This window comes from Mycobacteroides sp. PCS013 (genome assembly GCF_049532645.1).
In the GTDB taxonomy this organism is placed as follows: domain Bacteria; phylum Actinomycetota; class Actinomycetes; order Mycobacteriales; family Mycobacteriaceae; genus Mycobacterium; species Mycobacterium gwanakae.
Window position 1 is genome coordinate 204,491 of the sequence record NZ_CP150131.1, and the last position, 24,747, is coordinate 229,237.

Consider the following 24,747-nt stretch of genomic DNA (forward strand, 5'->3'; position numbering starts at 1 on the left):
GCGCCTAGATGCCTGACGGCGGCTCAGTCCCAGTCGCCGTGCTTCCAGTGGCCCTTGCCCCAACCGTTGCCATGTCCGCCGCGCCAGCCGCGATCCCAGCCGCGGTCCCAGTTGCCGTCCGCGCATACGGTCACACGTGGATAGGTATCCACGGAGCCGCAAATATCTGGATCTGCCTTTGCCGAGGTTGCAGAGGCGATACCTCCAACGAACAAACCACTAGCAACGACTCCAATTGCCAAGGCTGAGGGCAGGATTCGTTTCATGACTCACAGCCTACTCCCAGGGGAAACTAGTTCGCAAGGGTAAGGAAAACCAGTACCGCGTTCAGCAGTGTGATGAGCGCGGCGATGATCCAGCCCAGCATGGTCGTCATGCGATGGTTCACGTCGGTGCCCATCAGCCCGTGATCGCTGGTCAGGCGCACGAGCGGTATGAGAGCGAAGGGGATACCGAAGGACAGCACCACCTGCGACACCACCAGTGCCCGAGTGGGGTCGATACCCACGGCCAGGATCGCCAGCGCCGGGAGCAGTGTGACGAGCCGTCGCGCCACGATCGGGACAGAGCGGCGGAGTAGTCCCTGCATGATCATGGCGCCGGCGTAGGCGCCGACCGAGGACGATGCGAGCCCCGATGCCAGCAGACCGATTGCGAATAGCAGGGCCACGGTGGGCCCGAGGCTGTCGCGAACGGCGGCGTGTGCGCCCTCGATCGTGTCGACGCCGTCGCGGCCCTTCAGGTTGGTGGCCGCTACCAGCAGCATTGCCATGTTCACCGCGCCGGCGAAGAGCATCGCCAGGCTCACGTCCCAACGGGTGATGCGCAGTAGCCTGCGTCGCGGCTCGCCCTCTTCAGGACGTCCGTGTCTGTCGCGGGCCAGCCCGGAATGCAGATATACGGCGTGTGGCATGACCGTGGCACCCAGCATGGCTGTCGCCAGCATCAGGCTCTCGGCGCCCTGGAATCGGGGGATCAGCCCCGCGGCGGCCTCGCCCAGCGGCGGCGGTTCCACGACGACGCTGGCGAGGAATCCGATAGCGATGATGGCCAGCAGCGCCGAGATCACATATTCGAACGAGCGTTGTCCGCGTTGGTCCTGCACGGCAAGCAGCACCATCGAGACGATTCCGGTGATAACACCACCGAGCAGTAGTGGCAGGTCGAACAACAGGTTCAGCGCGATGGCGCCGCCCACGACCTCTGCCAAATCCGTTGCCATGGCGACTAATTCGGCCTGCATCCAAAACGCCAGCCGGGTGGGTCGTGACATGCGATTGCCGACGGCCTCGGGCAGCGATTGTCCGGTGACGAGACCCAGCTTCGCTGAGAGGTACTGCACCAGCCCGGCCATCACATTGGCGGTGACGATCACCCACACCAGCAGGAAGCCGTACTTGGCGCCCGCGCTGACATTCGAGGCGACGTTTCCGGGATCGACATAGGCAATGGCTGCGACGAAAGCGGGCCCGAGTAGGTAAAACCCGTGCATTGGTCGCGTCTGCTTCGGCCGCTCCAGCACCCACGCCTCCTATTTCAAGTACCCGAATAGAAAAGTTAGAGTACCCGAAACCTTGTGCTGCGGCGAGGCCACCTCAGGGTGGCGTTCGCCTAGTTGGTGCTGGCCTTCTCGGCCTGACGCTTTTTGACGCTGGCCTCGAGCTTGGCGAGTAGATCAGAGACATCGGTGGCATCGAGTTCGGTGGGGGCTTCATCTTTGGTGAACGCCTCGCCACCTTCGAGCTTGGCCTCCACCATCTCCAGCAGCTGCGACTGGTACGTGTCGTTGTATCGGCTCGGATCGAAATCGTCGGCCATCGACTCCACCACTTGTCCCGCCATCGACAGTTCGGCCGGTTTGATCTTCACTTCCTGGTCCAGTACCGGGAAGTCGGGTTCGCGGATCTCGTCAGGCCAGAGCAGCGTGTGGATGATCATCACCTGACGCGTGCCGAAGTCCTTGACCCGCAAGGCCGCGAGGCGTGTCTTGTTGCGCAGCGCGAAATGCACGATCGCCACCCGGTCCGTCTGCGCGAGTGTCTGTGCCAGCAGCACATACGATTTCGAAGACTTGCTGTCGGGCTCGAGGTAATAGCTCTTGTCGTACAGCAGCGGGTCGAGTTCGGCGGCGGGAATGAACTCCAGCACCTCGATCTCGCGGCTGGACTCGGCGGGCAGCGTCGCCAGATCCTCATCGGTGATCACGACGGTGCGGCCGTCCTCGGCCTCGTAGGCCTTGTTGATATCCCGGAACTCGACGATCTCACCGCATTCTTCGCAGGTGCGTTTGTAGCGGATCCGGCCATTGTCCTTGTTGTGGACCTGATGGAACTTGAGGTCGTGGTCCTCGGTCGCGCTGTATACCTTGACAGGGACGTTCACCAGCCCGAAGGCGAGGGAGCCCTTCCAGATGGAACGCATATCCCCAGTATGGCCCACCGGAGCCGCGCAGTCCGCGACATCCGGTGCGGGATCAACCGCGTTCGTGCGCCTCACCAATGCGGACAAGGTGCTGTATCCGCCAAGCGGAACCACTCCGGCCACCACCAAGGCGGACGTTTTCGGCTACTACACCGCCATCGCCCCGTTCATGCTGCCGCACCTCGCGGGGCGCCCGGTCACCCGTAAGCGGTGGCCTAACGGCGTTGAGCAGCCGTCTTTCTTCGAGAAGGACCTCGCGTCGTCGGCCCCCGATTGGCTTCCCCGGCGGCGGATCGAACACAAATCCCGCTACGTCACCTACCCGTTGATCGACACTTCGGTGGCGCTGGCCTGGATAGCCCAGCAGGCGGCACTGGAAGTACATGTGCCGCAGTGGCGGTTTGTCGGCGAAAATCCTGGACCGGCAACACGATTGGTATTCGATCTGGATCCGGGCGAAGGGGTGGACGTACCGCAGCTGGCACAGGTCGCCCGCGCGGTGCGCGATGTACTCGGCGATATCGGTCTGACCACCTTTCCCTTGACCAGTGGGAGCAAGGGGCTGCATCTGTATGTGCCGCTGGCGCAGCCGGTCAGCTCATCCGGTGCGGTGACCGTCGCGAGAAGGGTCGCGATGCAGCTGGAGCAGTCGATGCCGGATCTGGTCACCGCGACGATGACCCGGGAACTGCGTGCGGGCAAGGTTTTCGTGGATTGGAGTCAGAACAGCGGTTCCAAGACAACGGTTGCCCCCTACTCGCTGCGTGGCCGCGAGGCGCCGACCGTAGCCGCACCCCGGACGTGGGACGAATTGGACGACCCCGAACTGCGCCAGTTGCGGTTTGATGAAGTACTGGCGCGCGCCGAGCGTGACGGTGATCTGCTGACAGGGCTCGATGATGTGGCGATTGTCGAAGACAGGCTGTCTACGTACCGCAGCATGCGCGATCCGGCGCGCACCCCCGAACCGGTACCTGCCGTCGAACCGCAAGCAGGTCACGATAGTTCGTTTGTAATCCAGGAACATCACGCCACCGCGCTGCATTACGACTTTCGGTTGGAGCGCGACGGTGTGCTGGTCTCGTGGGCGGTCCCCAAGAATCTGCCCATGGAGCCGTCCGTCAATCACCTTGCGGTGCATACCGAGGATCACCCGCTCGAATACGGAACCTTTGAGGGGACCATTCCGAGGGGGGAGTACGGCGCCGGCGAGGTCACCATCTGGGACTCGGGAACCTATGACACCGAGAAGTTCATCGATCCGCGCGACGGTTCCGGCGCCGACGGCGGGTCAAAGGGAGAAGTCATTGTCACCCTGCACGGCAAGCGAATCTCGGGGCGGTATGCGCTGATTCAGACCGATGGCAAGCAGTGGCTGGCGCACCGCATGAAGGATCAGCGATCACCTGGCGCAATGCCAGTGGGCCTCGCGCCGATGCTGCCGACTACCGGTTCTGTGGCGGGATTGACCGCCGATGAGTGGGCATTCGAAGGAAAATGGGACGGTTATCGTCTACTCCTCGAATGCGACCACGGCCGGTTGCGGGCCGTGGCACGCAGCGGGCGCGATGTCACCGAGGAGTTCCCGGCCTTGCAGCAGCTCTCCCGGGAATTGGCCGAGCACCGTGTGGTTCTCGATGGTGAGGTGGTGGTGCTGGATTCCAAGGGGCTGCCGAGCTTCTCGCTGCTACAGAATCGGGCACCGAGCGCCGACGTCCGATTTTGGGCATTCGATCTGCTGTATCTAGATGGAAAATCCCTGTTGCGCAACAAGTATCGTGACCGGCGCCGCCTGCTCGACGTGCTGGGGGCCGGCACCGAGATGATGACCGTTCCGGAACAACTGGGCGGCGACGGAGAAGCGGCGCTGGCTCATTCGCACGAGCGGGGCTGGGAGGGCGTCGTCGCCAAACGGCTGGATTCGGCGTATACGCCGGGGCGCACCCAGTCCTGGATCAAGGCGAAGAACTGGAGTAGCCAAGAGGTCGTGATCGGTGGTTGGCGTAAGGGGCAGGGCGGACGCAGCAGCGGGATCGGTGCTCTGCTGATGGGGATACCGGCGCCCGACGGGCTCCGTTATGCCGGACGGGTGGGCACCGGATTCACAGAGAAGGAGCTGGCGTCACTCAAGGAGCAGCTGGAGCCGTTGCACTGCGACGAATCACCCTTCAGTGCACCGCTTTCCGCGGTCGAGGCCAAAGATGTGCAGTTCGTCGAACCGGTACTGGTCGCCGAGGTTCGCTACGGGGATCGCACGCCCGGCGGGATTCTCAAGCACTCCAGCTGGCGTGGTCTGCGCACCGATAAGTCAGTTGGCGACGTCGAGCTCGATCTCGGGTAGCGGGTACGGCGGTGCGCCGACACCCGCTACCGAGAAGTGGCCCCACGGGGTCTGCTCGGTGATGCGCCCTTGCGCGCTGGTCTCGCCCACGGCGATGGTCACCTGGGTTCCGCCCTTGAGCTCACCGCCCTCGGGTTTGGCGTAAATCGTTCCCTGCCAGTGGAACTTGCCATCCAGGGGGTTGAAGAAACCGATCAGCCGCACCCGCGACTCGACGGTGAACTCGCCTGCGGTGATAACCGCCGGGCCGTCATACAGATCGTCGTCATCCATCATGCGACGAACTTCGCTTTGCGCCACATCCAGCGCGACGTTCCGCCCATCAGGCCGATGCCGGTGAGGAAGTTGTACAGCGGTGCGAAACCGAGCTGTTGGGTCTGGCGGAAGTTCTCGTTGCGATACGCGATCCGCTGGGTTTGATATCCGGGCAACCCGACATTGCGGTACATCTTCGGATTCGTGAACAGATACATGAAGATGGGGCCACCGAAGCCGTTGACCTGCCGGACGATGAAACGCGCATACCGCGGCAGTTTGTCAACACGCTGGCGCAGGCCGTCGCGAGCGAACTGGATGTGCCGGGCTTCCTCGGTGACGTGAATTCGCATGAGCCGCGCGACCATTGGCTGCAGCTCGGGATCATCCATCATCTCGCGCTGGATGGCGTCGAAGATCTCCTCGCCAATCAGCGCGGCAACCCACAGCATTGGGCCCTTGAGGACCAGCGGCAGGGCGTTGGCCAGCCACCGCTGGTAGAGCGGTAGCCGGTAGGGCTCTACGCCGGCTTGCGATATTGCCTTACCGAACATCGTCATGTGGCGGGTCTCGTCACCGATCTCGGTGAGCGAATAGAAGGTCTCGCTGCTGTTCGGTCTGGCGTGCATGAGAGCGCGCAGCAGGCTCTGGTTGAGGATGTTCTCGAACCAGATGCCGACCGAGAGCACGTTGGCCATCTCGTGCTTGGACAGCTCGATCTGTTCAGCGCGTGACATGTTGTTCCAGATGTCGGTGCCGTACAGAGAGATTGCCTTCGGGGGCAGGAAGTACTTGTCCGGATCCAACGGCGCATCCCAGTCCAGATCCACCATTGGCTGGTAGGAGCGGCGCACCGAGCCCTTGAGTAGCCGGTCGGAGTATTCCTCCCGATTCGGGGTGCGGGCGGGGCCGTTATTGAGGGTAGACGTCACCGTTGACAGTCCTTTCCGTTAGGATGTCAAACGTAAACGTTGCAGGTTGGGGCGTCAAGTGAGACGCGAAGTGCCACGTAATTTTTGTGGCGAACGAAAGTAGGCACCGATGAAAGTGAGCCGGTCAAGCCATCGCGGCCGTACCCGCGATCACGGCGAGATTCGCCGCCGCATCCTCGATGCCGCCGAAGAATGCTTGCTGGAGCACGGCTATGAGGCGCGCCTGCATGCGCTGATCGCCAAGAAGGCCGGTCTGTCGAGGCCCACCGTCTACAAACACGTGGGTGATCAGGCCGCGATCATCGAGGCACTGTTCCATCGGGAGTTTCTCCGGTTCGGCGAAATACTGGAGCCGGTCTTCGCGACGGCGAAGACCCCCCGCACCGGATTCATCGATGCCATCGTGCGCATCGTCCAGCACGGACGCCATCACCCGTTGCTGCAGAAGGGTCTCAAGGAGAACCCCGAGCAGGTGTTGCCTTATCTGACCGTCAAGGCGCGTCCGTTCATCGATCAGACGACCGTGCTGCTGGCCCCGTACTTCCGCAAGTTGCTTACCGACGAGCAGCTGGCCGCCATCGACGTCAAGGCCGCCGCCGAGTGGAGCTTCCGGATCGCTGCCTCGCTACTGGTCACTCCCGGCGTCGTGGAGACTCAGACCGACGAGCAGCTGGGTGATTTCATCGGCAACCTGCTCACCGTATCGGCGATCACTGAGGGGATCTCGGCGGTGTTGACTCCCAATTCGGCTGCTTCCTAAGTCGCGATGCGACGGATCCGCGTCATCGGGATCGGTGCCGGCCATCCCGAGTACCTGACCGTGCAGGCCATCGCGGCGCTCAACGAGGTCGACGTCTTCTTCGTCGCAGACAAGGGCGACACCAAGGGCGACTTGGTCGAGTTGCGCCGCCATATCTGCGAGCGGTACATCACCGAACCCGACTATCGCTTCGTCGAACTGCCCGACCCGGTGCGTGGCAGGGGCGAGTATCAGGGTGCGGTGAAGCTGTGGCACGCAGAACGGGCCGCGTTGTGGGGCAAAGCAATTGCTTCCGAGTTGCCGGAGGGTGGCGTCGGCGCCTTTCTGGCCTGGGGTGATCCGTCCCTCTACGACAGCACACTGCGCATCCTCGACGCGATCCTGGCCGAGGATCCTCATACGTTCGATTACGACGTGCTGCCGGGTATCACCGCAGTCTCCGCGCTCACCGCGCGGCACCGGATCGTGCTGAACGGTATCGGGGAACCGGTGCTCATTACGACGGGGCGCCGGTTGCTGGACGAGTGGCCTCGCACCGGGACCGTTGTGGTGATGCTCGACGGTGATTGCGCATTCCGGCAGCTGGACCCGTCAACGCAGATTTGGTGGGGTGCCTATCTGGGCACAGAGCACGAGCTGCTGGTATCGGGGGCCATCGGCGAGGTGGGCGAGCGGATCGCCGAGATACGCGCCTCGGCCCGGGCCGAACACGGCTGGATCATGGACACCTATCTACTGCGGAGTGTCGGCGAGTAGAGGCAGACTGGGCCCATGCCCGAACTACCCGAAGTCGAGGCGCTCGCTGACCACCTGCGTCGCCACGCCACCGGGGCCACCGTCGGCCGCATCGACGTTTCGGCATTCTCGGTGCTCAAGACCTTCGATCCGCCGGTCACGTCTCTGCATGGCCACACGGTGACGGGTGCGACGCGCTGGGGCAAGTACCTGGGCCTTCAGGTTGGCAGTCACTATCTGATCACTCATTTGTCGCGAGCGGGTTGGCTGCGCTGGTCGGACAAGCTGGCCGCCGCGCCGCTCAAACCGGGCAAGGGACCTATCGCGCTGCGGGTTCATCTCGGAACACCCGGCGAGGCACCGGGATTCGATCTCACCGAAGCCGGCACCCAAAAGCGATTGGCTGTCTGGGTCGTGGCAGACCCGGCTGCTGTGCCGCAGATCGCCGCACTGGGGCCCGACGCGCTCTCGCTGACCGCCACCGGGCTGGCCGACATCCTGTCCGGCACCACCGCACGTTTGAAGAACGTGATCACCGACCAGCGGGTGATCGCCGGGATCGGCAACGCCTATAGCGACGAGATCCTGCATGTGGCCAAGCTGTCCCCTTTCGCCAGTGGAAAGACGCTCACCGAGGGCCAACTCACGGCGCTGTATGAGGCCATGCAGTCGGTTCTCACCGATGCTGTGCAGCGCAGCGTGGGGCAGCAGGCGGCAACTCTCAAGGGGGAGAAGCGATCCGGACTGCGGGTGCATGCCCGCACGGGGATGCCCTGCCCGGTGTGCGGTGACGTGGTGCGGGAGGTGTCCTTCGCCGATAAATCCTTCCAGTACTGCCCGACATGCCAGACCGGCGGCAAGGTGCTGGCCGACCGTCGGCTCTCGCGGCTCCTCAAATAAAGTGGCAACGTGACGCGACAGAAGATCCTCATCACCGGGGCAAGCTCCGGCCTGGGCGCCGAGATGGCCCGTCAGTTCGCCGCGAAGGGACGCGACCTGGCACTGTGCGCCCGGCGCACCGAGGCGCTGGAAGAACTCAAGGCGGAGCTGTTGGCCGCCAACCCGGGCATCAAGGTCGCCGTGCGTTCCCTGGATGTCACCGACCATGACTCGGTGCCGGTGGTCTTCGGCGAGCTGCGCGACGAGCTCGGCGGTCTGGATCGCGTGGTTGTGAACGCCGGAATCGCCAAGGGCTGGCACCTGGGCGGCGGCAAGTCGTGGGCCAACATTCAAACCATCGAAACCAATCTCATTGGTGCGCTGGTGCAGATCGAGGCGTCGCTCGCACTGTTCAAAGAGCAGGGGCGCGGGCACCTGGTGCTTATCTCGTCGGTGACCGCTGCCAAGGGGCTACCGGGTACGAAGGCCGCGTATGCGGCAAGCAAGGCTGGGCTCTCCTCGCTGGGCGAGTCGCTGCGCGCCGAATATGCCAGTGGCCCAATCAAGGTCAGCACCATCGAGCCGGGGTATATCCAGACCGACCTGAGCGCCAAATCGCCCACCACGCCGATGATGGTGGACACCAAGACCGGTGTCACTGCCATGGTGGATGCCATCGAGAGGGAGCCCGGCCGCGCCGCGGTGCCCCGCTGGCCGTGGGCCCCGGTGACCTTGATCATGCGCCTGATTCCGCCGCGTTTGGCCGGGCGCCTGGCCTAATCGGCCATGGGTTTCCCACATGGGACTTTGTGCCCACGTGGGATGCTGAACCTATGGCCGATCAAGAGAAACCGAACGCCTCCGTCACGGTGGACTACGCCGCCGAGCTCGATGAACTCGCGAGCCTGCGCGGCGGGATCAGTCGCACCAAAGAGGGCAAGGATGCCTGGAAACAGGGCTACCCCTACGACGAGAAGCTCAGTCGCAAGGAGTACGAGAAGACCAAACGCAAGCTGCAGATTGAGCTGCTCAAGCTGCAACTGTGGGTCAAGGAACGCGGCGAGAAGATCTGCATCATCTTCGAAGGCCGGGACGCCGCCGGTAAGGGCGGATCGATCAAGAGGTTTACCGAGCACCTCAATCCCCGTGGCGCGCGCGTCGTGGCACTCGAGAAGCCGACCTCGGTAGAACAGACACAGTGGTATTTCCAGCGCTACACCGCGCACCTGCCCAGCGGTGGGGAGATCGTGCTGATGGACCGTTCCTGGTACAACCGGGCTGGTGTCGAGCGGGTGATGGGCTACTGCACTCCCGCGCAGGTCGCCGAATTCCTGCGTGAGGCACCAGAATACGAACGCATGCTGGTGAACTCGGGGACGCACCTGGTCAAGTTGTGGTTCTCGGTGAGCCGCAAAGAACAGCTGGCCCGCTTCGAAGCGCGACGTACCGATCCCGTGCGCCACTGGAAACTCTCGCCAACTGACCTTGCGTCTCTGGACAAGTGGGACGCCTACACCGAGGCCAAGGAGGCGATGTTCTTCTACACCGACACCGACAGCGCGCCCTGGACGGTGGTCAAGAGCAACGACAAGAAGCGTGCCCGGCTGGAGGCGATGCGCCACGTGCTCTCGCAGTTCGACTATGACAACAAGGACACCGAGATCGTGGGAGCGCCGGACCCCCTGATCGTCGGGCCCGCGTCGGCCATCTTCGAAGAAGGGGAGAAGGCCGGCTCACGCTAGCGGGTCAATGTATCGATAGCACTGAATATTCAGCCCTGCAAGGGTTTTCGCTTAACATCTCGTTCCAGATTTGGTCACGTCCATATGGTCCGCTCAGTGGGATGAAACATTGCCTAACTCGGATCAGGCATCGCTAATGTGAGCGCACTCACATGACCTATGGATGGGGATTCTTAATGCGTGAATCGAAAACGCGGGCAATGTCGCGTGTCCTGACGACGGTGATCGCCGCCCTCGTCTTCTCGATCGTCACAGCGGTCGTGGCCTGGGCGGCCGATCCGATGACCATTACCTTTGTGCGACACGGCGAGTCCGAAGGCAATGCGTCGGGGAAGATCGACACCTCGGTCCCCGGGCCCCACCTAACGGCGACGGGCCAACAGCAGGCCAAGGATGTCGCCGACAAGCTCGGCGGTGGCTTCGACGGCATTTACGCGTCGGACATGATCCGCACCCAGGAGACGGCCAAGCCCATGGAGGACAAGCTGGGGCAGAAGGCCACCGTGCTGGGTGGTCTGCGCGAGATCGGTGCGGGCATCTTCGAAGGGCAATCGGAGAAGGAAGGCATCGGCCGCATCGGATACATCGCCGCGCCCCTGCTGTGGACGTTGGGCGCCCGTTTCGTGCCCGTGCCCGGAGGTGAGGACGGCAACGCGTTTGATGCTCGTGTCGATGACTCGGTGAAGACGATCTATGAGAACGGCGACCGCAATGCCGTGGTCTACTCGCACGGGGCCACCATCATGTTCTGGGTCATGATGAACGTGGACAATCCGGATCCCACCCTGCTGCTCTCCGACCCGCTCAGTAACACCTCGGTGGTGAAGGTGGAGGGCACACCGGAGGGCGGGTGGACGCTCAAGGAGTGGAATGGCAAGCCCGTCAACCAGAACCCGTCATTGCCGACCAAGCTGTTTGTAGATTTCCGCAACTTCTTCGTACAGCCGCAAACCACGGCGTATCGCATTCAGCAGGCGATCGCGACCGGCGACATCTCCAAGGTGGCCGATGAGGTCGCCAAGGGAGTGGTAGACGTCATCAAGTCCACGGTGCACTTCCCGGTGGCGGTGGCGCGCGACGTCGTCAACGAGGTGCGCGGCGCATTGCCGAAGGTGCTGGACCAATCCGTCAAGCCGGAGTCCACAGTTGCCGAAAGTAAGGTGACGGAGAGCAAGTCGACTGCTGCGCGCGAGTCCAACGCCAACACCGAGCCCCACGAGTCGAAGCTCTCCGACGCGAAGGTCATCGAGGCGAAGACGACTGCCACGGTGGCCGAGGTGACAACGGAGAAGCCGGCCGGATCGGCCAAGCCGGCCACCAAGACCGATGAATCGGCTGCGCCGGAAGTAAAGTCGCCCGAAGTAAAGGCGCCAGAGGCGAATGTGCCGGAAGTAAAGAGTCCTGCCGTTCAGGCTCCGGCGGACAAACCGCTGGCGAAGGTCATTGCGCTGCCCAGCAAGCCGGTCAAGGCGAACGGTGCAACGGATTTGAGCGGCGGCAACAAGTCCGAGCCTGGCAAAACCCCGCGCGGCGTGCCGAGCGTCAAGGAACACCTTTCGGCCGCGCTTCAGAAGGCCTCTGACGCGGTTCAGAAGATCACGGGTACGCCGTCCAAACCGGAACCCGCAGCGAGCACCGGTAACAAGAGTGAACCGGCAGGCGGGGAGTCGAAGGCGGCCAAACCGGCGACCTCCGGCCCGTCGAAGAGCGGCGGGACCGAGGGATCGGGAGCTGGCGGCTCATCCCACAAGGACGCTGCCTAACGAGCTGTCCTCGGCTCCATCGGTCACCGATGGAGTCGAGGATGCGCCCTGCCCGCGATGAGCGGAAGGTCAAGGTATGACTTGAGTCCCGGCTCGGCCCTGCATACGTACGGCACGGAGTTGACGCAGTGCGCTGCAGTCGCGACCACGCCCTCGTTGGCTACGAGCCCGGCCTCGACGCTGTGGGGATGAAAGCCGGTGATAGTGCACGATGAGGAGGGAGTGCCATGCACTTCGACCTCGTAGCGCGGGCCCGTCGGGCCGAAGGACCAGGCGGGTTCCAAGTGTTCTTCGCCCATCAGCCAGTTCACGGCGATTCGTGCGACCGCCTCGTCCCCTACGAATGCCTCCCACGAGAATTGCTGACCGGCAACGCATCCGGGTTTGATGATGCCGATCGGAGAATCGATGTCTGCGGTGGCGACGGCGACCTTGAGGCTAGGCCGGATCTCCACCTCTGCGAAACCCATGCCATCGAGGATCATTCGCAGGGACTGTTTGAACCCGCCGCCCAACAGTTTGGGCATGGGGCCGCTGATAGCTTCTTCGGGAGTACCGCCGAACTTCATGATGTGCCGGATGACGTCGGGAGCGCCATAGGTGCGGATGTCTGAGTACTCCTCAGCACGCACGTAAGTTACGGCCGATGTCATGGACGAGAAGATCAACGGATAAAGATCGGTGATGCCGCCGGGGTCAATTCCCGTGCCGTGCAGCGTTACTCCGGCCTGGCGCGCGGTGGCATCCAGGTCGACGCCCGAACTGTCTGGGTAGAACCAACCGACCGGGGTAACCACATTCTTTCCTGAGGCGAGCAGTGCCGAAACCTCGGACGGATTGGGAAGCAGAGGGCTGTAGATCACGCAGTCGGCGTCCAGGGCGAGGATGTCTTCCAGACTGTTGGTCGTTGTGACGCCGAGGGGCGCCTGCCCGATGAGCTCTCCGATATCGACGCCAGTCTTTTGCGGGGAGTGCACCCAGCACCCCACCAGCTGTAGCTCCGGATGGGCGCGCACCGCGCGGATTGCGGCCTTGCCCACTTCGCCCGTCGCCCACTGGACCACTCGATAGACCATGTCATTGCCTCCTCGCAACCGGTAGCCTCAGACCTGCATAACACCAAACAAGTGCTTGGTCCAGATCTTGAGAGGTGGGAATCTCGGTGATTAGACACGGATTTCGGTTTGGCACGAATCTGATCTCCCATGGCGATCCTGTTCAGATCCGCGAGCAGGTGCGTCAGGCCGAGGATTGCGGGGTGGATGTTGTCGTGGTTCCCGATCACCTTGGTGTGGGTGCGCCCTTCCCGGTGATGCTTGCCGCCGCGAGTGCCTCGACGAGCATCCGGGTCGGAAGCTTCGTACTGACTACCGGTTTCTATTCGCCGCGTCTACTTGCGCGCGACATTGCCACGATTGACCGGCTCACCGGCGGCCGCGTCGAGATCGGATTGGGAGCCGGTTATGTCGAGCAGGAGTACGAGGCGGCGGGAGTGCCGTTCCTGAGTCCCGCCGGACGCGTGCAGCAGCTCGCCGATGCTCTCGGTGCGCTGCGGGGGTTGCTTTCTAGCCCGCAGCACTGGCCGCGGCCAGTCCAGGTTCCCGTACCGATCATGATTGCGGGCAAGGGGGACAAGATCCTGAAACTCGCGGCGCAGCACGCCGATATCGTTGCGATCTCCGATGCGAAGACGAACGCCGATCTCGCCGAACGTGCCGCGTACGTGCTGGCCGCGGCCGGTCACCGCACTGACACGCCGGAGCTGAACTTAGGGATATTCGATGTCGCGATTGACCGCGCACCGGATCTGGGGCTGATGCGTGTCTACCGGCCGCATGATTCCGATGAACAGTTACTCGCCTCTCCTACGCTGTTGCACGGGTCCAAAGGGGCGCTCATTGAGCGGATCATCGCGCTTCGCGAAGAACTGGGCATTTCCTATCTGACGTACATGGGAGTAGATCCACGCGGGCTCAAGGATTTTCACGTGCTGATTGCCGCCCTCAGATAGTGACTTTCGCATCTAGTTCTGGTCGCCGCGGTCGGCGATCATGCAGTCATGACGCCCGACTCGCAACCCGTGACCCTGCTGGAAAAGTACGAAAGCTGGACGCTGCTGTCCAGCGCCAAGCTAGGAAGATTGGTCGTGGTGATCGATGGAAGACCCGAGATCTTCCCGATCAATTTTGTGACCCAACGTGGCACCGTGCTGTTCCGGACAGCCGAGGGCACCAAGCTTTTCGGTGCCGTCGTGAGCGATGAGGTGCTGTTCGAGGCGGACGATCACAACGACATCGGTGGCTGGAGTGTCGTGGTGCGTGGTGCGGCACAGGTACTGAACTCGTCGGCCGACATCGATGAGGCCGACCAGGGTGGCCTCTACCCGTGGATACCCACCGTGAAGCTGCATTACGTGCGCATCATCCCGGCGCAGATCACCGGCCGCCGCTTTGTTTTCGGACACGAGCCGGACGGCGGCCACGTTCCGGGCTAGTGCCCGACGTGCGCCTCGGCGCGCATGCGCTCGGACATGTGCGGGTAGTGCAGCTCGAATGCCGGGCGCTCCGAACGGATTCGGGGCAGCTCGGAGAAGTTGTGCCGCGGCGGCGGGCAGCTGGTGGCCCACTCCAGGGAGTTGCCGAAGCCCCACGGGTCGTCGACCGTGACAACCTCGCCGTACCGGTAGCTCTTGAACACATTCCACACGAACGGAAGCATCGACGAACCGAGAATGAACGCGCCGATCGTCGACACGACGTTCAGCCCCGTGAAGCCATCGGTGGGTAGGTAGTCGGCATACCGGCGCGGCATACCCTCATTGCCCAGCCAGTGCTGCACCAGGAACGTGGCATGAAAGCCTATGAACGTCAGCCAGAAATGGAACTTGCCGAGGCGCTCGTCGAGTAGACGTCCGGTCATCTTCGGGAACCAGAAGTACACGCCCGCGAAGCTGGCAAACACGATGGTGCCGAACAACGTGTAGTGGAAGTGCGCCACCACGAAGTACGAGTCGGTGACGTGGAAATCGATGGGGGGAGCGGCCAGCAGTACGCCGGTCAAACCACCGAAGAGGAAGGTGACCAGGAAACCGATCGAGAACAGCATCGGGGTTTCGAAGGTCAACTGGCCCTTCCACATGGTGCCGATCCAGTTGAAGAACTTGATACCCGTCGGGACGGCGATCAGGAACGTCATGAAGGAGAAGAACGGCAGCAGCACGGCGCCGGTGGCATACATGTGGTGCGCCCACACCGCGATGGACAAGGCCCCAATGCCCAGGGTTGCAAAGACCAGCGTGGTGTAACCGAAGATTGGCTTGCGGCTGAACACCGGGAAGATCTCCGACACCACACCGAAGAACGGCAGGGCCAACACATATACCTCGGGGTGTCCGAAGAACCAGAACAGGTGCTGCCACAGCAGGACACCGCCGTTGGCGGGATCGAAGATGTGCGCACCGAGGTGCCGGTCGGCCGCGAGCCCGATGGCGGCCGCTGCCAGCAGCGGGAATACCAGCAGCACAAGCACACTGACGACCAGGATGTTCCAGGTGAAGATCGGCATCCGGAACATCACCATGCCGGGGGCGCGCATGCACACGATGGTGGTGATCATGTTGACCGCACCGAGGATGGTGCCCAGGCCACCGACGGCGACACCCAGGATCCACAGGTCGGCACCGGCACCCGGCGAGTGGATGGCATCGGAGAGCGGGGTGTAGGCGGTCCAGCCGAAGTCGGCGGCGCCGCCGGGGGTAATGAAGCCTGCCATCGCTATGAGAGCGCCGAACAAGAAGAGCCAGAACGATAATGCGTTCAGTCGGGGAAAGGCCACGTCGGGGGCGCCGATCTGTAATGGCAGCACCACGTTGGCGAAGCCGAACACGATGGGCGTTGCGTAGAACAGCAGCATGGCGGTGCCGTGCATGGTGAAGAGCTGGTTGTATTGCTCGTTGGACAGGAATGCGAGCCCCGGCGTGGTGAGTTCGGCGCGGATCAGCAGCGCCATCAGACCGCCCACCATGAAGAAGGCGAAACACGTGACGAGGTACATAATTCCGATCAGCTTGTGATCGGTGGTGGTAACAAGTCTGTAGATAAGAGAGCCTTTGGGCCCTAGTCGAGGGGGAAAGGGGCGACTTGCCGTCAGTTCGAGAGATGATGTAGCCACAGGAAACCTCCATACAAGACAGTCCGATTCGCCTGTGTACGTGAGGCATTTCCTGTGGACATCATGCCATAGTCGCTACACGTCGCGCGCCCGCTGCAGATCGGCTATCGAGGACCAGTCCAGGTCGGCCTGCCCGTTGGCCAGCGCCTCATCGAGAACCGTTCGCAGTACCTCGCCGAAGGGCAGTCGCAAGCCGGTATCTGCCGCGACGTCGAGAGCCAGCCCGACATCCTTGCGTCCCAGAGTGGTTGTGAAACCAGCGGGTTGGTAGGTGGAGGTGGCGATGAGCTTGCCGTAGCTGCTGTATGCCGGACCCTGGAACAGGGTGCTGGTCAGCAAGTCGATCAGCAGTTCGGAGTCCACGCCGGATCGTTCGGCCATGCTGACGGCCTCGCTCAGCGACTGAATGGCCGATGCGATCAGGAAGTTTCCGATGATCTTGACGACATTGGCCTGTCGAGGCACATCGCCTAATCGCCAGGTGCGCGCCCCGATGACGTCGAGGAATGGTTGTGCTCTGTCGATTTGGTCGGAGGCGCCCGCCGACAACACCTGCAGTTGCCCGGCCTGTGCCACAGGGACCCGGCCGAACACCGGCGCGGCAATGTACCCCACGCCGTGCTCGGCATGCAGTGCCGTGGCTTGGTCGGCCAGTTGCGTGCTGACGGTCGCAAGGTTGACATGCAAAGCTCCCGATGCTGCTCCGAGAATCTGTGGTGTCAAAAGGGTTTCGGTTACGGCATGGTCGTCGGCCAGCACGGAGAACACCACTGCGGAGCCGAAGGCCTGTGCGGGGGAACGGAGTGGGCGAGCGCCCGCAGCCGACAGTTCGTCGACGGGGCCGGGAGACCTGTTCCACACGGAGACTTCATGTCCGGCCTGAAGAAGATTGTGTGCCATGGCCTTTCCCATGGCTCCGAGTCCGATGACGGCAATTGTGCTCACGGGTGCGCTCCTTTTTCAGTAGGCCAGTTGGTGAAGATCTCGGTGTAGTCGTGGCTCATCAGTTCGATGACGGTCCCCCATGGATCGGTGAGGTAGGACATGGTCCATGGTCGGCCGGCCACGACGGCGCGTGGCGGGGTGATGACCCGTCCACCGGCCGCGGCAACGGCGTGTGTCTGTTTCTCCACGTCGGGAACCGTGAGGCATAGATGCCAGGTGCCGCGCCGGGTGTATTCGACGGGTACGTCAGGCCGTGGATCCGTGGCGGGATCGATGAATTCAAAGAGTTCGATCCCCACCCCGTTTCTTGTCTGTAGGCCGGCCATGCGCGCCTGGCCGAATCGACTGTCCAGCCCGGGTGGGAGCTCGCCGGCCGGTCCGGGTTCGAGTGTGTGTGGACCCATGACGCATTCGAATCCGAACACGTCGCGATACCAGTCGATTCCCGCAGCGATATCGGGAACGGTAATCCCGACGTGATTGACGGACATCTCTCCTCCAATGAACCGGTTTAGACGGTTCTACCGTAAGGCATCATCGATACCTTGTCGAACCGGTTAGTGTGGTTCACATGGCAGAGGATCCTCGCGTGGTGTTTCGGCTGGACAACGCGGTGCTGGCCTTCCGTTTCACCGCGACGGTTTTCGACCGCGCCGGGGCGGCAAGCGAGCGGCTCACCAATCCGGGGCGGCTGGGGCTGTGGTTGCAGGCCAACGGATTGAGTTTCTCGGGCGAGTCGTTGACGGAGGAGGAACTGGCGGCTGCGACGGAGCTTCGCGAGACCATCCACCGTGCGGGTGCGCAGGTCGCTGGCGGCGGCAGGATCGCACCGGCGGCGGCCCGGACGTTGAACGCCTTCTCCCGAAATGGAAAGGCGTACCGGCTGTTCGAGAACGACGAGGCAATCTGGCAGGGCGAGTGTGTCGCGGACGCACTGTCGATCATTGCCGCCGATGCCATTGAGACACTGGGTGGGCCCGATCGCGATCGGGTGAAGTCATGCTCGGATGGGCAGTGCCATGGCCTCTACGTCGACACCAGCCGTGCCAACAATCGGCGCTGGTGCAACATGAACACCTGCGGGAACCGCGCCAAAAAGGCCGCCATGAGCCGCCGGGGTTAGTGGGCGTGCATGACACCCCAGGTCGGCAGGGGATCGGGGAAGCTGTGCCACGTCTCGGGGCCGCCGGCGAGCTCATCATCGGTGAGCAGCGCGGATTCCAGGAGATGCTGCACACGCGGCCGGTCCAGCCGCACGCCGATGAAGACAATCTCCTGCCCCGGTGCGACCTCGGTGTTGCGCCAGAACTGAGCGGGTTCGATTGTTAGGTTCGGTCCCGCCTGCGACCAGATCGCCGCGATGTCGGGGCGGCTGGCGATCCAGCAGAATCCCTTGCTGCGCAACAGTCCTTGCAGCGCTTCCAGCGCCGCGTTGAGGCGTTGGGGATGAAACGGCCGGTCCGATCGGAAGGTCATGCTGCTGATGCCGTATTCCTCGGTTTCGGGCGTGTGCCCGTCGGCGATTTCCTCGTCCCAGCCCGGTGCCTGGGCGGCCAGCTCGGGGTCGAACAATCCCGTCTGTAGTACGAGATCGAGGTCGACGGAGCCGCCGGTGGAGCGCACGATCGTCGCGGTGGGATTGAGGCGGCGCAACAGTGTCTCCACCATCCCGAGGGTCCGTTCGTTCACCAGGTCCACCTTGTTGAGGATCAGAACGTCGGCGAACTCCACCTGATCGGTGAGCAGATCGGCGATGGACCGGGCGTCCCCGTCGGCGGCGGCCATATCGCGGTCGGCCAGGGCCTCGCCGCGGGCCAGCTCGGGCAGGAAGGTGGAAGCATCGACGACCGTCACCATGGTGTCGAGCTTGGCCACCTGCCCGAGGCTCGTTCCGTCCTCGAATTCCCAGGTGAACGAGGCGGCCACCGGCATGGGTTCGGAGATGCCGGTCGATTCGATGACGAGTTGGTCGAATCGGTTCTGTCGGGCCAGGTTTCCGACGGCTTCGATCAGATCCTCACGCAGGGTGCAGCAGATGCAGCCGTTGGTGAGTTCGACGAGCCGCTCCTCGGTGCGGTCCAGGTGTCCGGTGCCCGCAACGAGGGCGGCGTCGATGTTCACCTCGCTCATATCGTTGACGATCACCGCGACGCGGCGCCCCTCGGTGTTGGCAAGGATGTGGTTGAGCAGGGTGGTTTTTCCGGCTCCGAGAAATCCGGAGAGCACGGTTACGGGTAAGAGCTGGGCTGTGGTCACATGATAATGATAACCATTATCATTAAGAAGTCGACGCCAGGATGCCCTTCAACGTCTCGCGACCCTCGGAATCCAGCGGCAGTAGCGGGCGTCTCGGATTGCCGACGGCGCGCCCCTGCAGTTCCAATCCGGCTTTGACGGTTGTCGGCAAGCCGCCCGCGACGATGAACTGCAGCAGCGGCTTGAGTCCCTTGTAGATCGATGCGGCGTCATCATGGCGCCCGGCGCGTACCGCCTCGTAGAGATCCAGACACGGCTGCGGTGTCAGACACGGTGCAGCGGTGCACCATCCGGAAGCGCCCGCGTTGAGAGCGTCGAGCACCAGTGGGTTGCTGCCGTTGTAGAAGGGCAGCTGTCCGTCGCTGAGGCGTTGAATGCCGAGCATTCGGTTGAGGTCGCCCGTCGACTCCTTGACCATGGTGAAGTTGTCGATGTCGCGGAACATCGAGACCAAGAGCTCGGGCCTCATGTCCACGCCGCTGGTGGCGGGGTTGTTGTAGGCCATTACCGGAATATCGATGGCCGCCGCCACGGAGGCGTAGTGCTGTGCGATCTCGCGGTCGCTGAGCTTCCAGTACGAGACCGGTAGCACCATCACCGCATCGGCCCCGGCCTGCTGGGCATGCCGGGCCCGCCGAATGGTGTTGGCGGTAGTCAGATCCGAGGCGCCGACGATGACGGGCACCCTCTTGTTGACGGCGGCGACGGTGGTGTCGACCACGGAGTCGAATTCGCGCTCCTCGAGATAGGCGGATTCGCCGGTGCTGCCCAATGGCGCGACGGCGTGGACCCCGTCCTCGACGAGCCGGGACACCAGTTCGGCGAGCCGATCGGTGTCCACGGTGTCATCGGGGAAGAAGGGGGTGACGGGGTAGGCGATGATTCCGTGAAACTGTGGCGTGGATGTCATGCGGTCTTCCTCAGGGTCGCAGGGTGATTGGCGAGCGCGGTGCGGGCGTAGTAGGCGAAGTTGGCAATGCTGCGCCGGGGGGTGAGCGTCCAGTCGTGCGCCTCGCGGGCCAGCCGGTCGGGCAGCGGGGCAATGGTTCCCGCTGCCATGGCGGCGAGCTGCAGCTTTGCTCCCCTCTCGATCAGCACTGCCAGCGAGCAGGATTCTTCGACGGAGGCGCCGGCGACAACATGGCCGTGGTGGGCGAGCAGTATCGCCTTCTTGTCTCCCAGCGCGGCCGAGATGATCTCGCCCTCTTCGTTTCCGACGGGCACGCCCGGCCAGTCGGGCAGGAAGGCGCAGTCGTCATACAGTGGGGCGATATCCATCTGCGACACCACCAGCGGTGTCTCCAGCATGGACAGCGCCGCGACATGGAACGGGTGAGTGTGCACGATGCACTGCACGTCGGGGCGGGCCCGGTAGATCCAGCTATGGAAACGGTTGGCGGGGTTGGCCATTCCCGAGCCTTCGAGAACGTTGAGATCCTCGTCGACCAGTAACAGGTTCTCCTCGGTGATTTCGTCGAATCCAAGTCCGAGCCGCTGGGTGTAGAAGGTGCCGGGTTCTTCGGCGCGTGCGGTGATCTGTCCGGCGAGGCCGGAATCATGCCCCCGATCGAACAGTGCGCGGCAGGTGAGTGCGACCTTCTGTCGTGTGGTCCATTCCGAGTCGGAGAAGTGCGTCTCCATGCTGCGCTCGGCGCGATTCATCAGAGCCGACTTGGTGTCCTGAAGTGTGGTGGCCATTTTCCGTGCTCCTTTCTGGTCTCGGGCTGTTCGACCACCACCATATGACACAAAGTGTCATATGGTCAACAGTGTTGTATCGGGTTTGTCATCGGTGGCGAATAGGAACCTTCGTGTCACACTGGCCCCATGACATCGCTGGTTCGTGCGCTGCGCCGGGAACGCGGCCTGACCTTGGAAGAGCTGGGCAACCGCACCGGTCTGACCAAGAGCTACCTATCGAAGGTTGAGCGAGAGCACAGCACGCCATCGGTATCCGTTGCGATACGCATCGCTCAGGCGCTTGAGGTCGACGTCAGCCGGCTGTTCACCAACGACGCCCATGAGTCCCGCGTGGTGGTGGATCGCGGCGCCGATGAATGGGATGACAGCAAGTTCCACGCACTGAGCACCGAGATGCTCGGCAAGATCATGACGCCGTTCCTGGCCAGCCCGTCCACGGAGTTTGCCGAACACAGGTCCTCCCACGAGGGGCAGGAGTTCGTATTCGTGCACCGCGGGTCGATCGAGTTGCAGTGTGAGGACGTCAGTTATGTCCTCGACGAAGGGGACAGCGCCTACCTCGACGCCACCCGGACCCACCGGATCCGCCGCATATCCAAGACGCAGGCGCTGGTGGTCATCGTCGCCGCAACCTAGCGCGTGCGGCCCCGCGCCTCGCGGTAGTAGCGCACCAGCGCGTCGGTGGAGCTGTCGGTCTGCTGGGCCGGGGATGCGTCTTCGGTGATGACCGGCAGCAGGGCGATGGCCTGCTTCTTGCCCAGCTCCACACCCCACTGGTCAAAGGAGTCGATACCCCAGACCGTCCCCGCGGTGAACACCTCGTGCTCGTAGAGCGCGATCAGCTGTCCTACGGTCGAGGGGGTCAGCTTGTTGGCGAGAATGGTTGTGCTGGGCCGGTTTCCGGGCATCACCTTGTGAGGTACGACATGAGGCGCGGTGCCTTCGGCGGCGATCTCCTCGGCGGTCTTGCCGAAGGCCAGCACCTGCGTCTGCGCGAAGAAGTTGCTCATCAGCAGGTCGTGCATGCTGCCTGTGCCGTCGGCGGTGGGCAGATCGTCGGTGGGCTCGCTGAAGCCGATGAAGTCGGCCGGAATCAACCGGGTGCCCTGGTGCAGCAGTTGGTAGAAGGCATGCTGACCGTTGGTTCCGGGCTCACCCCAATAGATGTCGCCGGTATCGACGGTCACGGGCGCGCCATCGGCCTTCACCGACTTGCCATTGGATTCCATGGTCAGTTGCTGCAGGTAGGCCGCGAAGCGTGCCAGGTCGTTCGAGTAGGGAAGCACTCCACGCGACTGTGCGCCAAAGAAATTCGAGTACCACAGACCGATGAGGCCCAGCAGCGCCGGCGCATTCTCCGTCAGGGGTGCGGTGCGGAAGTGCTCGTCAACGGTATGGAACCCGGCCAGGAATTCACCGAATGCCTCACGCCCGATCACCGCCATGACGGACAGGCCGATCGCCGAGTCCACCGAGTAGCGGCCGCCGACCCAATCCCAGAAGCCGAACATGTTCGCGGTGTCGATTCCGAACTCCGACACCAGCTTCGCATTGGTGGAGACGGCCACGAAGTGCTTGGAGACGGCATCCTCACCGAGTGCGTCCACGAGCCAGCGCCGTGCCGCCGTCGCGTTGGTGAGCGTCTCCAGCGTCGAGAACGTCTTCGAGGCAACGATGAACAGCGTTGTCGCCGGGTCCAGGCCGGCGAGTGTGGCCACCAGGTCCGCGGGGTCGACATTGGAGACGAAGTGCGCCGAGATTCCGGCGTCGGCATAGTGTCGCAGTGCCTGGTAGACCATCACCGGCCCCAGGTCCGAACCGCCGATCCCGATGTTGACGACGGCGGTGATGCGCTGCCCGGTAGCCCCGGCCCACTCGCCGCTGCGCACCCGGTCGGTGAAGTCGCCCATGGCATCGAGCACCTGATGTACATCGGCGACAACGTCCTGCCCGTCGACCACCAGCTGCGCGTCGCGCGGCAGGCGCAGCGCCGTGTGCAGGACCGCGCGGTCCTCGGAAGTGTTGATATGCGCACCGGCGAACATCGCATCGCGGCGCCCCTCGAGATCGGCCGCTTTGGCCAAATCGACTAACAGTGCAAGGGTTTCGCGAGTCAGGCGGTGCTTGCTGTAATCGATGTACAGGTCACCGACCGTCACGGTCAGGTCGCTTCCCCGGGTCGGGTCGTCGGCGAAGAACTCTCGAAGGTGGGTGGAGGCGATCTGCTTGTGATGAGTTTCCAGTGCCTGCCACGCCGCTGCGAGTGTCATGCGACCGAGCCTAGTAGTGGGGCTGGGACGGCGCAGTGCTGCCTACTGGTTGGCGCAGGTCACCCATCGACTGCTGATCCGGGCGAACCCGGCGATACCGGTCTTGGTCTCGGTCTTCCCGCCAGCCGACGCGGTAATGGTCACCCGAGAGGAGGCGGTATCGCCGTTCACGACCGTCTTTTCCACCTTGTCCACGTTGATCTTCAGATCATCGGGCTGGCCTTGGAGGTCCTCGTCGGTGATCTTCACGCAGGACAGGGCGTTGAGCACGTCGAGATCCTTGGCGCCCAGCGCGGCATAGAACGCCTTGAGGACGTTCGTCAGCTCACGCTCCTCCTCCTTGGTGCCCTCGCGCGGCACCGACGACGTGGTGGGGCCCGGTACCGAGATGCTGGTGGTGGCCGTCCCCGTGCTCGTCGTGGCGGTGGCAGTGGTCGTCGTGGCAGAGCTAGAGGCTGCGCCGCTGGTAGACGTGCTGGGGGAACTGGTGGTGACGCTGCTCATGCGGGTCCGCGACTTCGTCGTGGTCGTCGTCGTGCTAGTGCTGGGCGCCGCAGGGTTCACCAGAGGGACACCGAGCTTGACGGTCGGCCGAGACTGGGGCGTGTCCTCGATGGTCCGGTTGTTCTCGACCCAGAGGCCCGCCGCAACCGCCGTCACCGCGGCAAGGCAGACCGCCAGTACCCCGATGACAATCTTGGTGGCATGCCTGGCGACGAACCGGCGCGTGGGCGTTCGCTCGGCGGCCACGGCCGCCTCCAGCTCATAGTCCACCGGCTCACGGTCTGCATCCCCGGTCGTGCCGTCCTCTGGGATGGGCTTGTCCGCGGCGACGTCGTCCGCGGCATCAGGCTTGCCCGCACCCTTGTCTTGGTCGCTCAACGGATCCCTCCCTCATCGCCGATCCCCGCCGGGATGCGCCGGATCAGTGTCCCAATCTGCCGCGACCCAGACGCAGCAGCAGCATGGCCAGAGTATGGCCTTCCTGGCCCAGTTCGCTGAAGCGCTCAAGAACCTTCATCTCGCGGCTGTGCACAAGGCGCGGGCCACCCGACGCCATCCGGGCCTTGCCGATTTCGCGGGAGACCTCGGTGCGGCGCTTGATCGCGGCGAGGATCTCCGCGTCGAGCCGGTCGATCTCCTTGCGCAGCTCATCGATGTCCGGCACGGACTCGGCAGCGTTGTTGGCGGCGTTCTCGGTCATTTGAGTAGTCATTCTGTCTCACACTTTCTCTTGGAGCGGTTCGATCCGCAATGCCGCCCCGGAATCCGGCCTCACAAGAGAGGAGCCCCGTAGTCCGGTAGCGGACTGCGGGGCTCGTGAATCGGCTAGACCACGGGCACCGGAGTCCGGTACCCGTAAAAAAATCGCTCGTGGTGGTCAAGCACATCAAAGAGTGTAGCTGACATGCGACGAACGCCGATGCGAAGAGCATCAGGCCAAGATTGTCCCTCGTCAGCGGTAAGTTAGATCGGTCATGGCTACACCTGATTCTCTTCGCTCCAGCGGTTCATCGGCCCTTCCCGAGCCCGCGCTCTTCGACATGCCCAGCGACTCGAGCTCGCACAGCGACGCC

Annotated in this window: 26 protein-coding genes; 11 read left to right on the top strand and 15 right to left on the bottom strand. The window is 63.3% G+C overall.

Annotation, left to right across the window (positions count from 1 at the left end; genetic code table 11):
• Nucleotides 1-23: 23 nt before the first annotated feature.
• The 3 genes from RHO23_RS01000 to RHO23_RS01010 form a co-directional block, all read right to left on the bottom strand.
• Nucleotides 24-215: a hypothetical protein gene (locus RHO23_RS01000; protein ID WP_064393423.1), complete on the bottom strand. Its 192-nt coding sequence runs from the start codon at nucleotides 213-215 to the stop codon at nucleotides 24-26.
• 77 nt (nucleotides 216-292) lie between these two features.
• Nucleotides 293-1,492, bottom strand: a complete 1,200-nt coding sequence (locus RHO23_RS01005; protein ID WP_064407937.1) for an Nramp family divalent metal transporter — start codon at nucleotides 1,490-1,492, stop codon at nucleotides 293-295.
• Nucleotides 1,493-1,611: 119 nt separating this feature from the next.
• A complete protein-coding gene (locus RHO23_RS01010; protein ID WP_030094481.1) occupies nucleotides 1,612-2,421 on the bottom strand; it encodes a Ku protein in 810 nt (269 codons plus the stop codon).
• Between RHO23_RS01010 and RHO23_RS01015 the strand changes: the two genes are divergently transcribed.
• Nucleotides 2,411-4,762 carry an ATP-dependent DNA ligase gene (locus RHO23_RS01015; RefSeq protein WP_423488562.1) on the top strand — a complete coding sequence of 784 codons (2,352 nt, stop codon included), beginning with the start codon at nucleotides 2,411-2,413 and terminating at the stop codon, nucleotides 4,760-4,762. The two genes, RHO23_RS01010 and RHO23_RS01015, sit on opposite strands and share 11 nt — an antisense overlap.
• On the opposite strand, the gene RHO23_RS01020 is transcribed toward RHO23_RS01015, so the two are convergent.
• Nucleotides 4,730-5,038 (bottom strand): DUF4873 domain-containing protein, encoded by a 309-nt coding sequence (locus tag RHO23_RS01020; protein WP_057963743.1) that lies wholly within the window; start codon nucleotides 5,036-5,038, stop codon nucleotides 4,730-4,732. The genes RHO23_RS01015 and RHO23_RS01020 overlap by 33 nt on opposite strands.
• Entirely contained in the window at nucleotides 5,035-5,949 is a 915-nt protein-coding gene (locus tag RHO23_RS01025) for an AurF N-oxygenase family protein (protein WP_030094484.1), read from the bottom strand. Before RHO23_RS01025 ends, RHO23_RS01020 begins: the two co-directional genes overlap by 4 nt.
• 109 nt (nucleotides 5,950-6,058) lie before the next feature.
• Between RHO23_RS01025 and RHO23_RS01030 the strand changes: the two genes are divergently transcribed.
• From RHO23_RS01030 to RHO23_RS01055, 6 genes are all read left to right on the top strand, one after another.
• Entirely contained in the window at nucleotides 6,059-6,709 is a 651-nt protein-coding gene (locus tag RHO23_RS01030; RefSeq protein WP_030094485.1) for a TetR/AcrR family transcriptional regulator, read from the top strand.
• Between the two features lie 6 nt (nucleotides 6,710-6,715).
• Entirely contained in the window at nucleotides 6,716-7,465 is a 750-nt protein-coding gene (gene cobF / locus RHO23_RS01035) for a precorrin-6A synthase (deacetylating) (RefSeq protein ID WP_423488563.1), read from the top strand.
• 15 nt (nucleotides 7,466-7,480) lie between these two features.
• Nucleotides 7,481-8,344 (top strand): Fpg/Nei family DNA glycosylase, encoded by an 864-nt coding sequence (locus tag RHO23_RS01040; RefSeq protein WP_064407940.1) that lies wholly within the window; start codon nucleotides 7,481-7,483, stop codon nucleotides 8,342-8,344.
• Between the two features lie 9 nt (nucleotides 8,345-8,353).
• Complete coding sequence (locus tag RHO23_RS01045; protein WP_030094488.1) at nucleotides 8,354-9,103, top strand: SDR family oxidoreductase; 750 nt, start codon at nucleotides 8,354-8,356, stop codon at nucleotides 9,101-9,103.
• 53 nt (nucleotides 9,104-9,156) lie between these two features.
• Entirely contained in the window at nucleotides 9,157-10,065 is a 909-nt protein-coding gene (gene ppk2, locus RHO23_RS01050; protein WP_030094489.1) for a polyphosphate kinase 2, read from the top strand.
• A 176-nt stretch (nucleotides 10,066-10,241) separates the two neighbouring features.
• Nucleotides 10,242-11,828: a histidine phosphatase family protein gene (locus RHO23_RS01055; protein ID WP_227465407.1), complete on the top strand. Its 1,587-nt coding sequence runs from the start codon at nucleotides 10,242-10,244 to the stop codon at nucleotides 11,826-11,828.
• A gap of 23 nt (nucleotides 11,829-11,851) precedes the next feature.
• On the opposite strand, the gene RHO23_RS01060 is transcribed toward RHO23_RS01055, so the two are convergent.
• Nucleotides 11,852-12,904 (bottom strand): dihydrodipicolinate reductase, encoded by a 1,053-nt coding sequence (locus RHO23_RS01060; protein ID WP_070920451.1) that lies wholly within the window; start codon nucleotides 12,902-12,904, stop codon nucleotides 11,852-11,854.
• Between the two features lie 86 nt (nucleotides 12,905-12,990).
• On the opposite strand from RHO23_RS01060, the gene RHO23_RS01065 reads away from it, so the two are divergent.
• On the top strand, nucleotides 12,991-13,839 hold the full coding sequence (locus RHO23_RS01065; protein ID WP_227465408.1) for a TIGR03621 family F420-dependent LLM class oxidoreductase: 849 nt from the start codon (nucleotides 12,991-12,993) through the stop codon (nucleotides 13,837-13,839).
• Nucleotides 13,840-13,887: 48 nt separating this feature from the next.
• Nucleotides 13,888-14,322 carry a pyridoxamine 5'-phosphate oxidase family protein gene (locus RHO23_RS01070; RefSeq protein WP_030094493.1) on the top strand — a complete coding sequence of 145 codons (435 nt, stop codon included), beginning with the start codon at nucleotides 13,888-13,890 and terminating at the stop codon, nucleotides 14,320-14,322.
• Here RHO23_RS01070 and ctaD read toward each other — a convergent pair.
• The 3 genes from ctaD to RHO23_RS01085 form a co-directional block, all read right to left on the bottom strand.
• Nucleotides 14,319-15,998, bottom strand: a complete 1,680-nt coding sequence (gene ctaD / locus RHO23_RS01075) for a cytochrome c oxidase subunit I (protein WP_070920450.1) — start codon at nucleotides 15,996-15,998, stop codon at nucleotides 14,319-14,321. The two genes, RHO23_RS01070 and ctaD, sit on opposite strands and share 4 nt — an antisense overlap.
• A gap of 75 nt (nucleotides 15,999-16,073) precedes the next feature.
• A complete protein-coding gene (locus RHO23_RS01080; RefSeq protein ID WP_423488564.1) occupies nucleotides 16,074-16,943 on the bottom strand; it encodes an NAD(P)-dependent oxidoreductase in 870 nt (289 codons plus the stop codon).
• A complete protein-coding gene (locus RHO23_RS01085; protein ID WP_423488565.1) occupies nucleotides 16,940-17,434 on the bottom strand; it encodes a VOC family protein in 495 nt (164 codons plus the stop codon). The genes RHO23_RS01080 and RHO23_RS01085 overlap by 4 nt, the downstream gene beginning before the upstream one ends.
• 71 nt (nucleotides 17,435-17,505) lie before the next feature.
• Between RHO23_RS01085 and RHO23_RS01090 the strand changes: the two genes are divergently transcribed.
• Nucleotides 17,506-18,066, top strand: coding sequence for a CGNR zinc finger domain-containing protein (locus tag RHO23_RS01090; RefSeq protein WP_423488566.1), 561 nt, complete (start codon nucleotides 17,506-17,508; stop codon nucleotides 18,064-18,066).
• Here RHO23_RS01090 and RHO23_RS01095 read toward each other — a convergent pair.
• The 3 genes from RHO23_RS01095 to RHO23_RS01105 are packed head-to-tail and all read right to left on the bottom strand — an operon-like array spanning nucleotide 18,063 to nucleotide 20,897.
• Nucleotides 18,063-19,199, bottom strand: coding sequence for a GTP-binding protein (locus RHO23_RS01095; protein ID WP_070942797.1), 1,137 nt, complete (start codon nucleotides 19,197-19,199; stop codon nucleotides 18,063-18,065). The genes RHO23_RS01090 and RHO23_RS01095 overlap by 4 nt on opposite strands.
• 22 nt (nucleotides 19,200-19,221) lie before the next feature.
• A complete protein-coding gene (locus RHO23_RS01100) occupies nucleotides 19,222-20,109 on the bottom strand; it encodes a dihydrodipicolinate synthase family protein (RefSeq protein ID WP_423488567.1) in 888 nt (295 codons plus the stop codon).
• On the bottom strand, nucleotides 20,106-20,897 hold the full coding sequence (locus RHO23_RS01105; protein WP_046252723.1) for an aldolase: 792 nt from the start codon (nucleotides 20,895-20,897) through the stop codon (nucleotides 20,106-20,108). Before RHO23_RS01105 ends, RHO23_RS01100 begins: the two co-directional genes overlap by 4 nt.
• Nucleotides 20,898-21,026: 129 nt before the next feature.
• Between RHO23_RS01105 and RHO23_RS01110 the strand changes: the two genes are divergently transcribed.
• Complete coding sequence (locus RHO23_RS01110; RefSeq protein ID WP_046252724.1) at nucleotides 21,027-21,536, top strand: helix-turn-helix domain-containing protein; 510 nt, start codon at nucleotides 21,027-21,029, stop codon at nucleotides 21,534-21,536.
• Here RHO23_RS01110 and pgi read toward each other — a convergent pair.
• The 3 genes from pgi to RHO23_RS01125 are packed head-to-tail and all read right to left on the bottom strand — an operon-like array spanning nucleotide 21,533 to nucleotide 24,386.
• A complete protein-coding gene (gene pgi, locus RHO23_RS01115) occupies nucleotides 21,533-23,170 on the bottom strand; it encodes a glucose-6-phosphate isomerase (protein ID WP_423488568.1) in 1,638 nt (545 codons plus the stop codon). The two genes, RHO23_RS01110 and pgi, sit on opposite strands and share 4 nt — an antisense overlap.
• Before the next feature lie 42 nt (nucleotides 23,171-23,212).
• Entirely contained in the window at nucleotides 23,213-24,052 is an 840-nt protein-coding gene (locus RHO23_RS01120) for a hypothetical protein (protein ID WP_064407948.1), read from the bottom strand.
• Between the two features lie 43 nt (nucleotides 24,053-24,095).
• Nucleotides 24,096-24,386: a chorismate mutase gene (locus tag RHO23_RS01125; RefSeq protein WP_057963757.1), complete on the bottom strand. Its 291-nt coding sequence runs from the start codon at nucleotides 24,384-24,386 to the stop codon at nucleotides 24,096-24,098.
• Nucleotides 24,387-24,747: the final 361 nt, after the last annotated feature.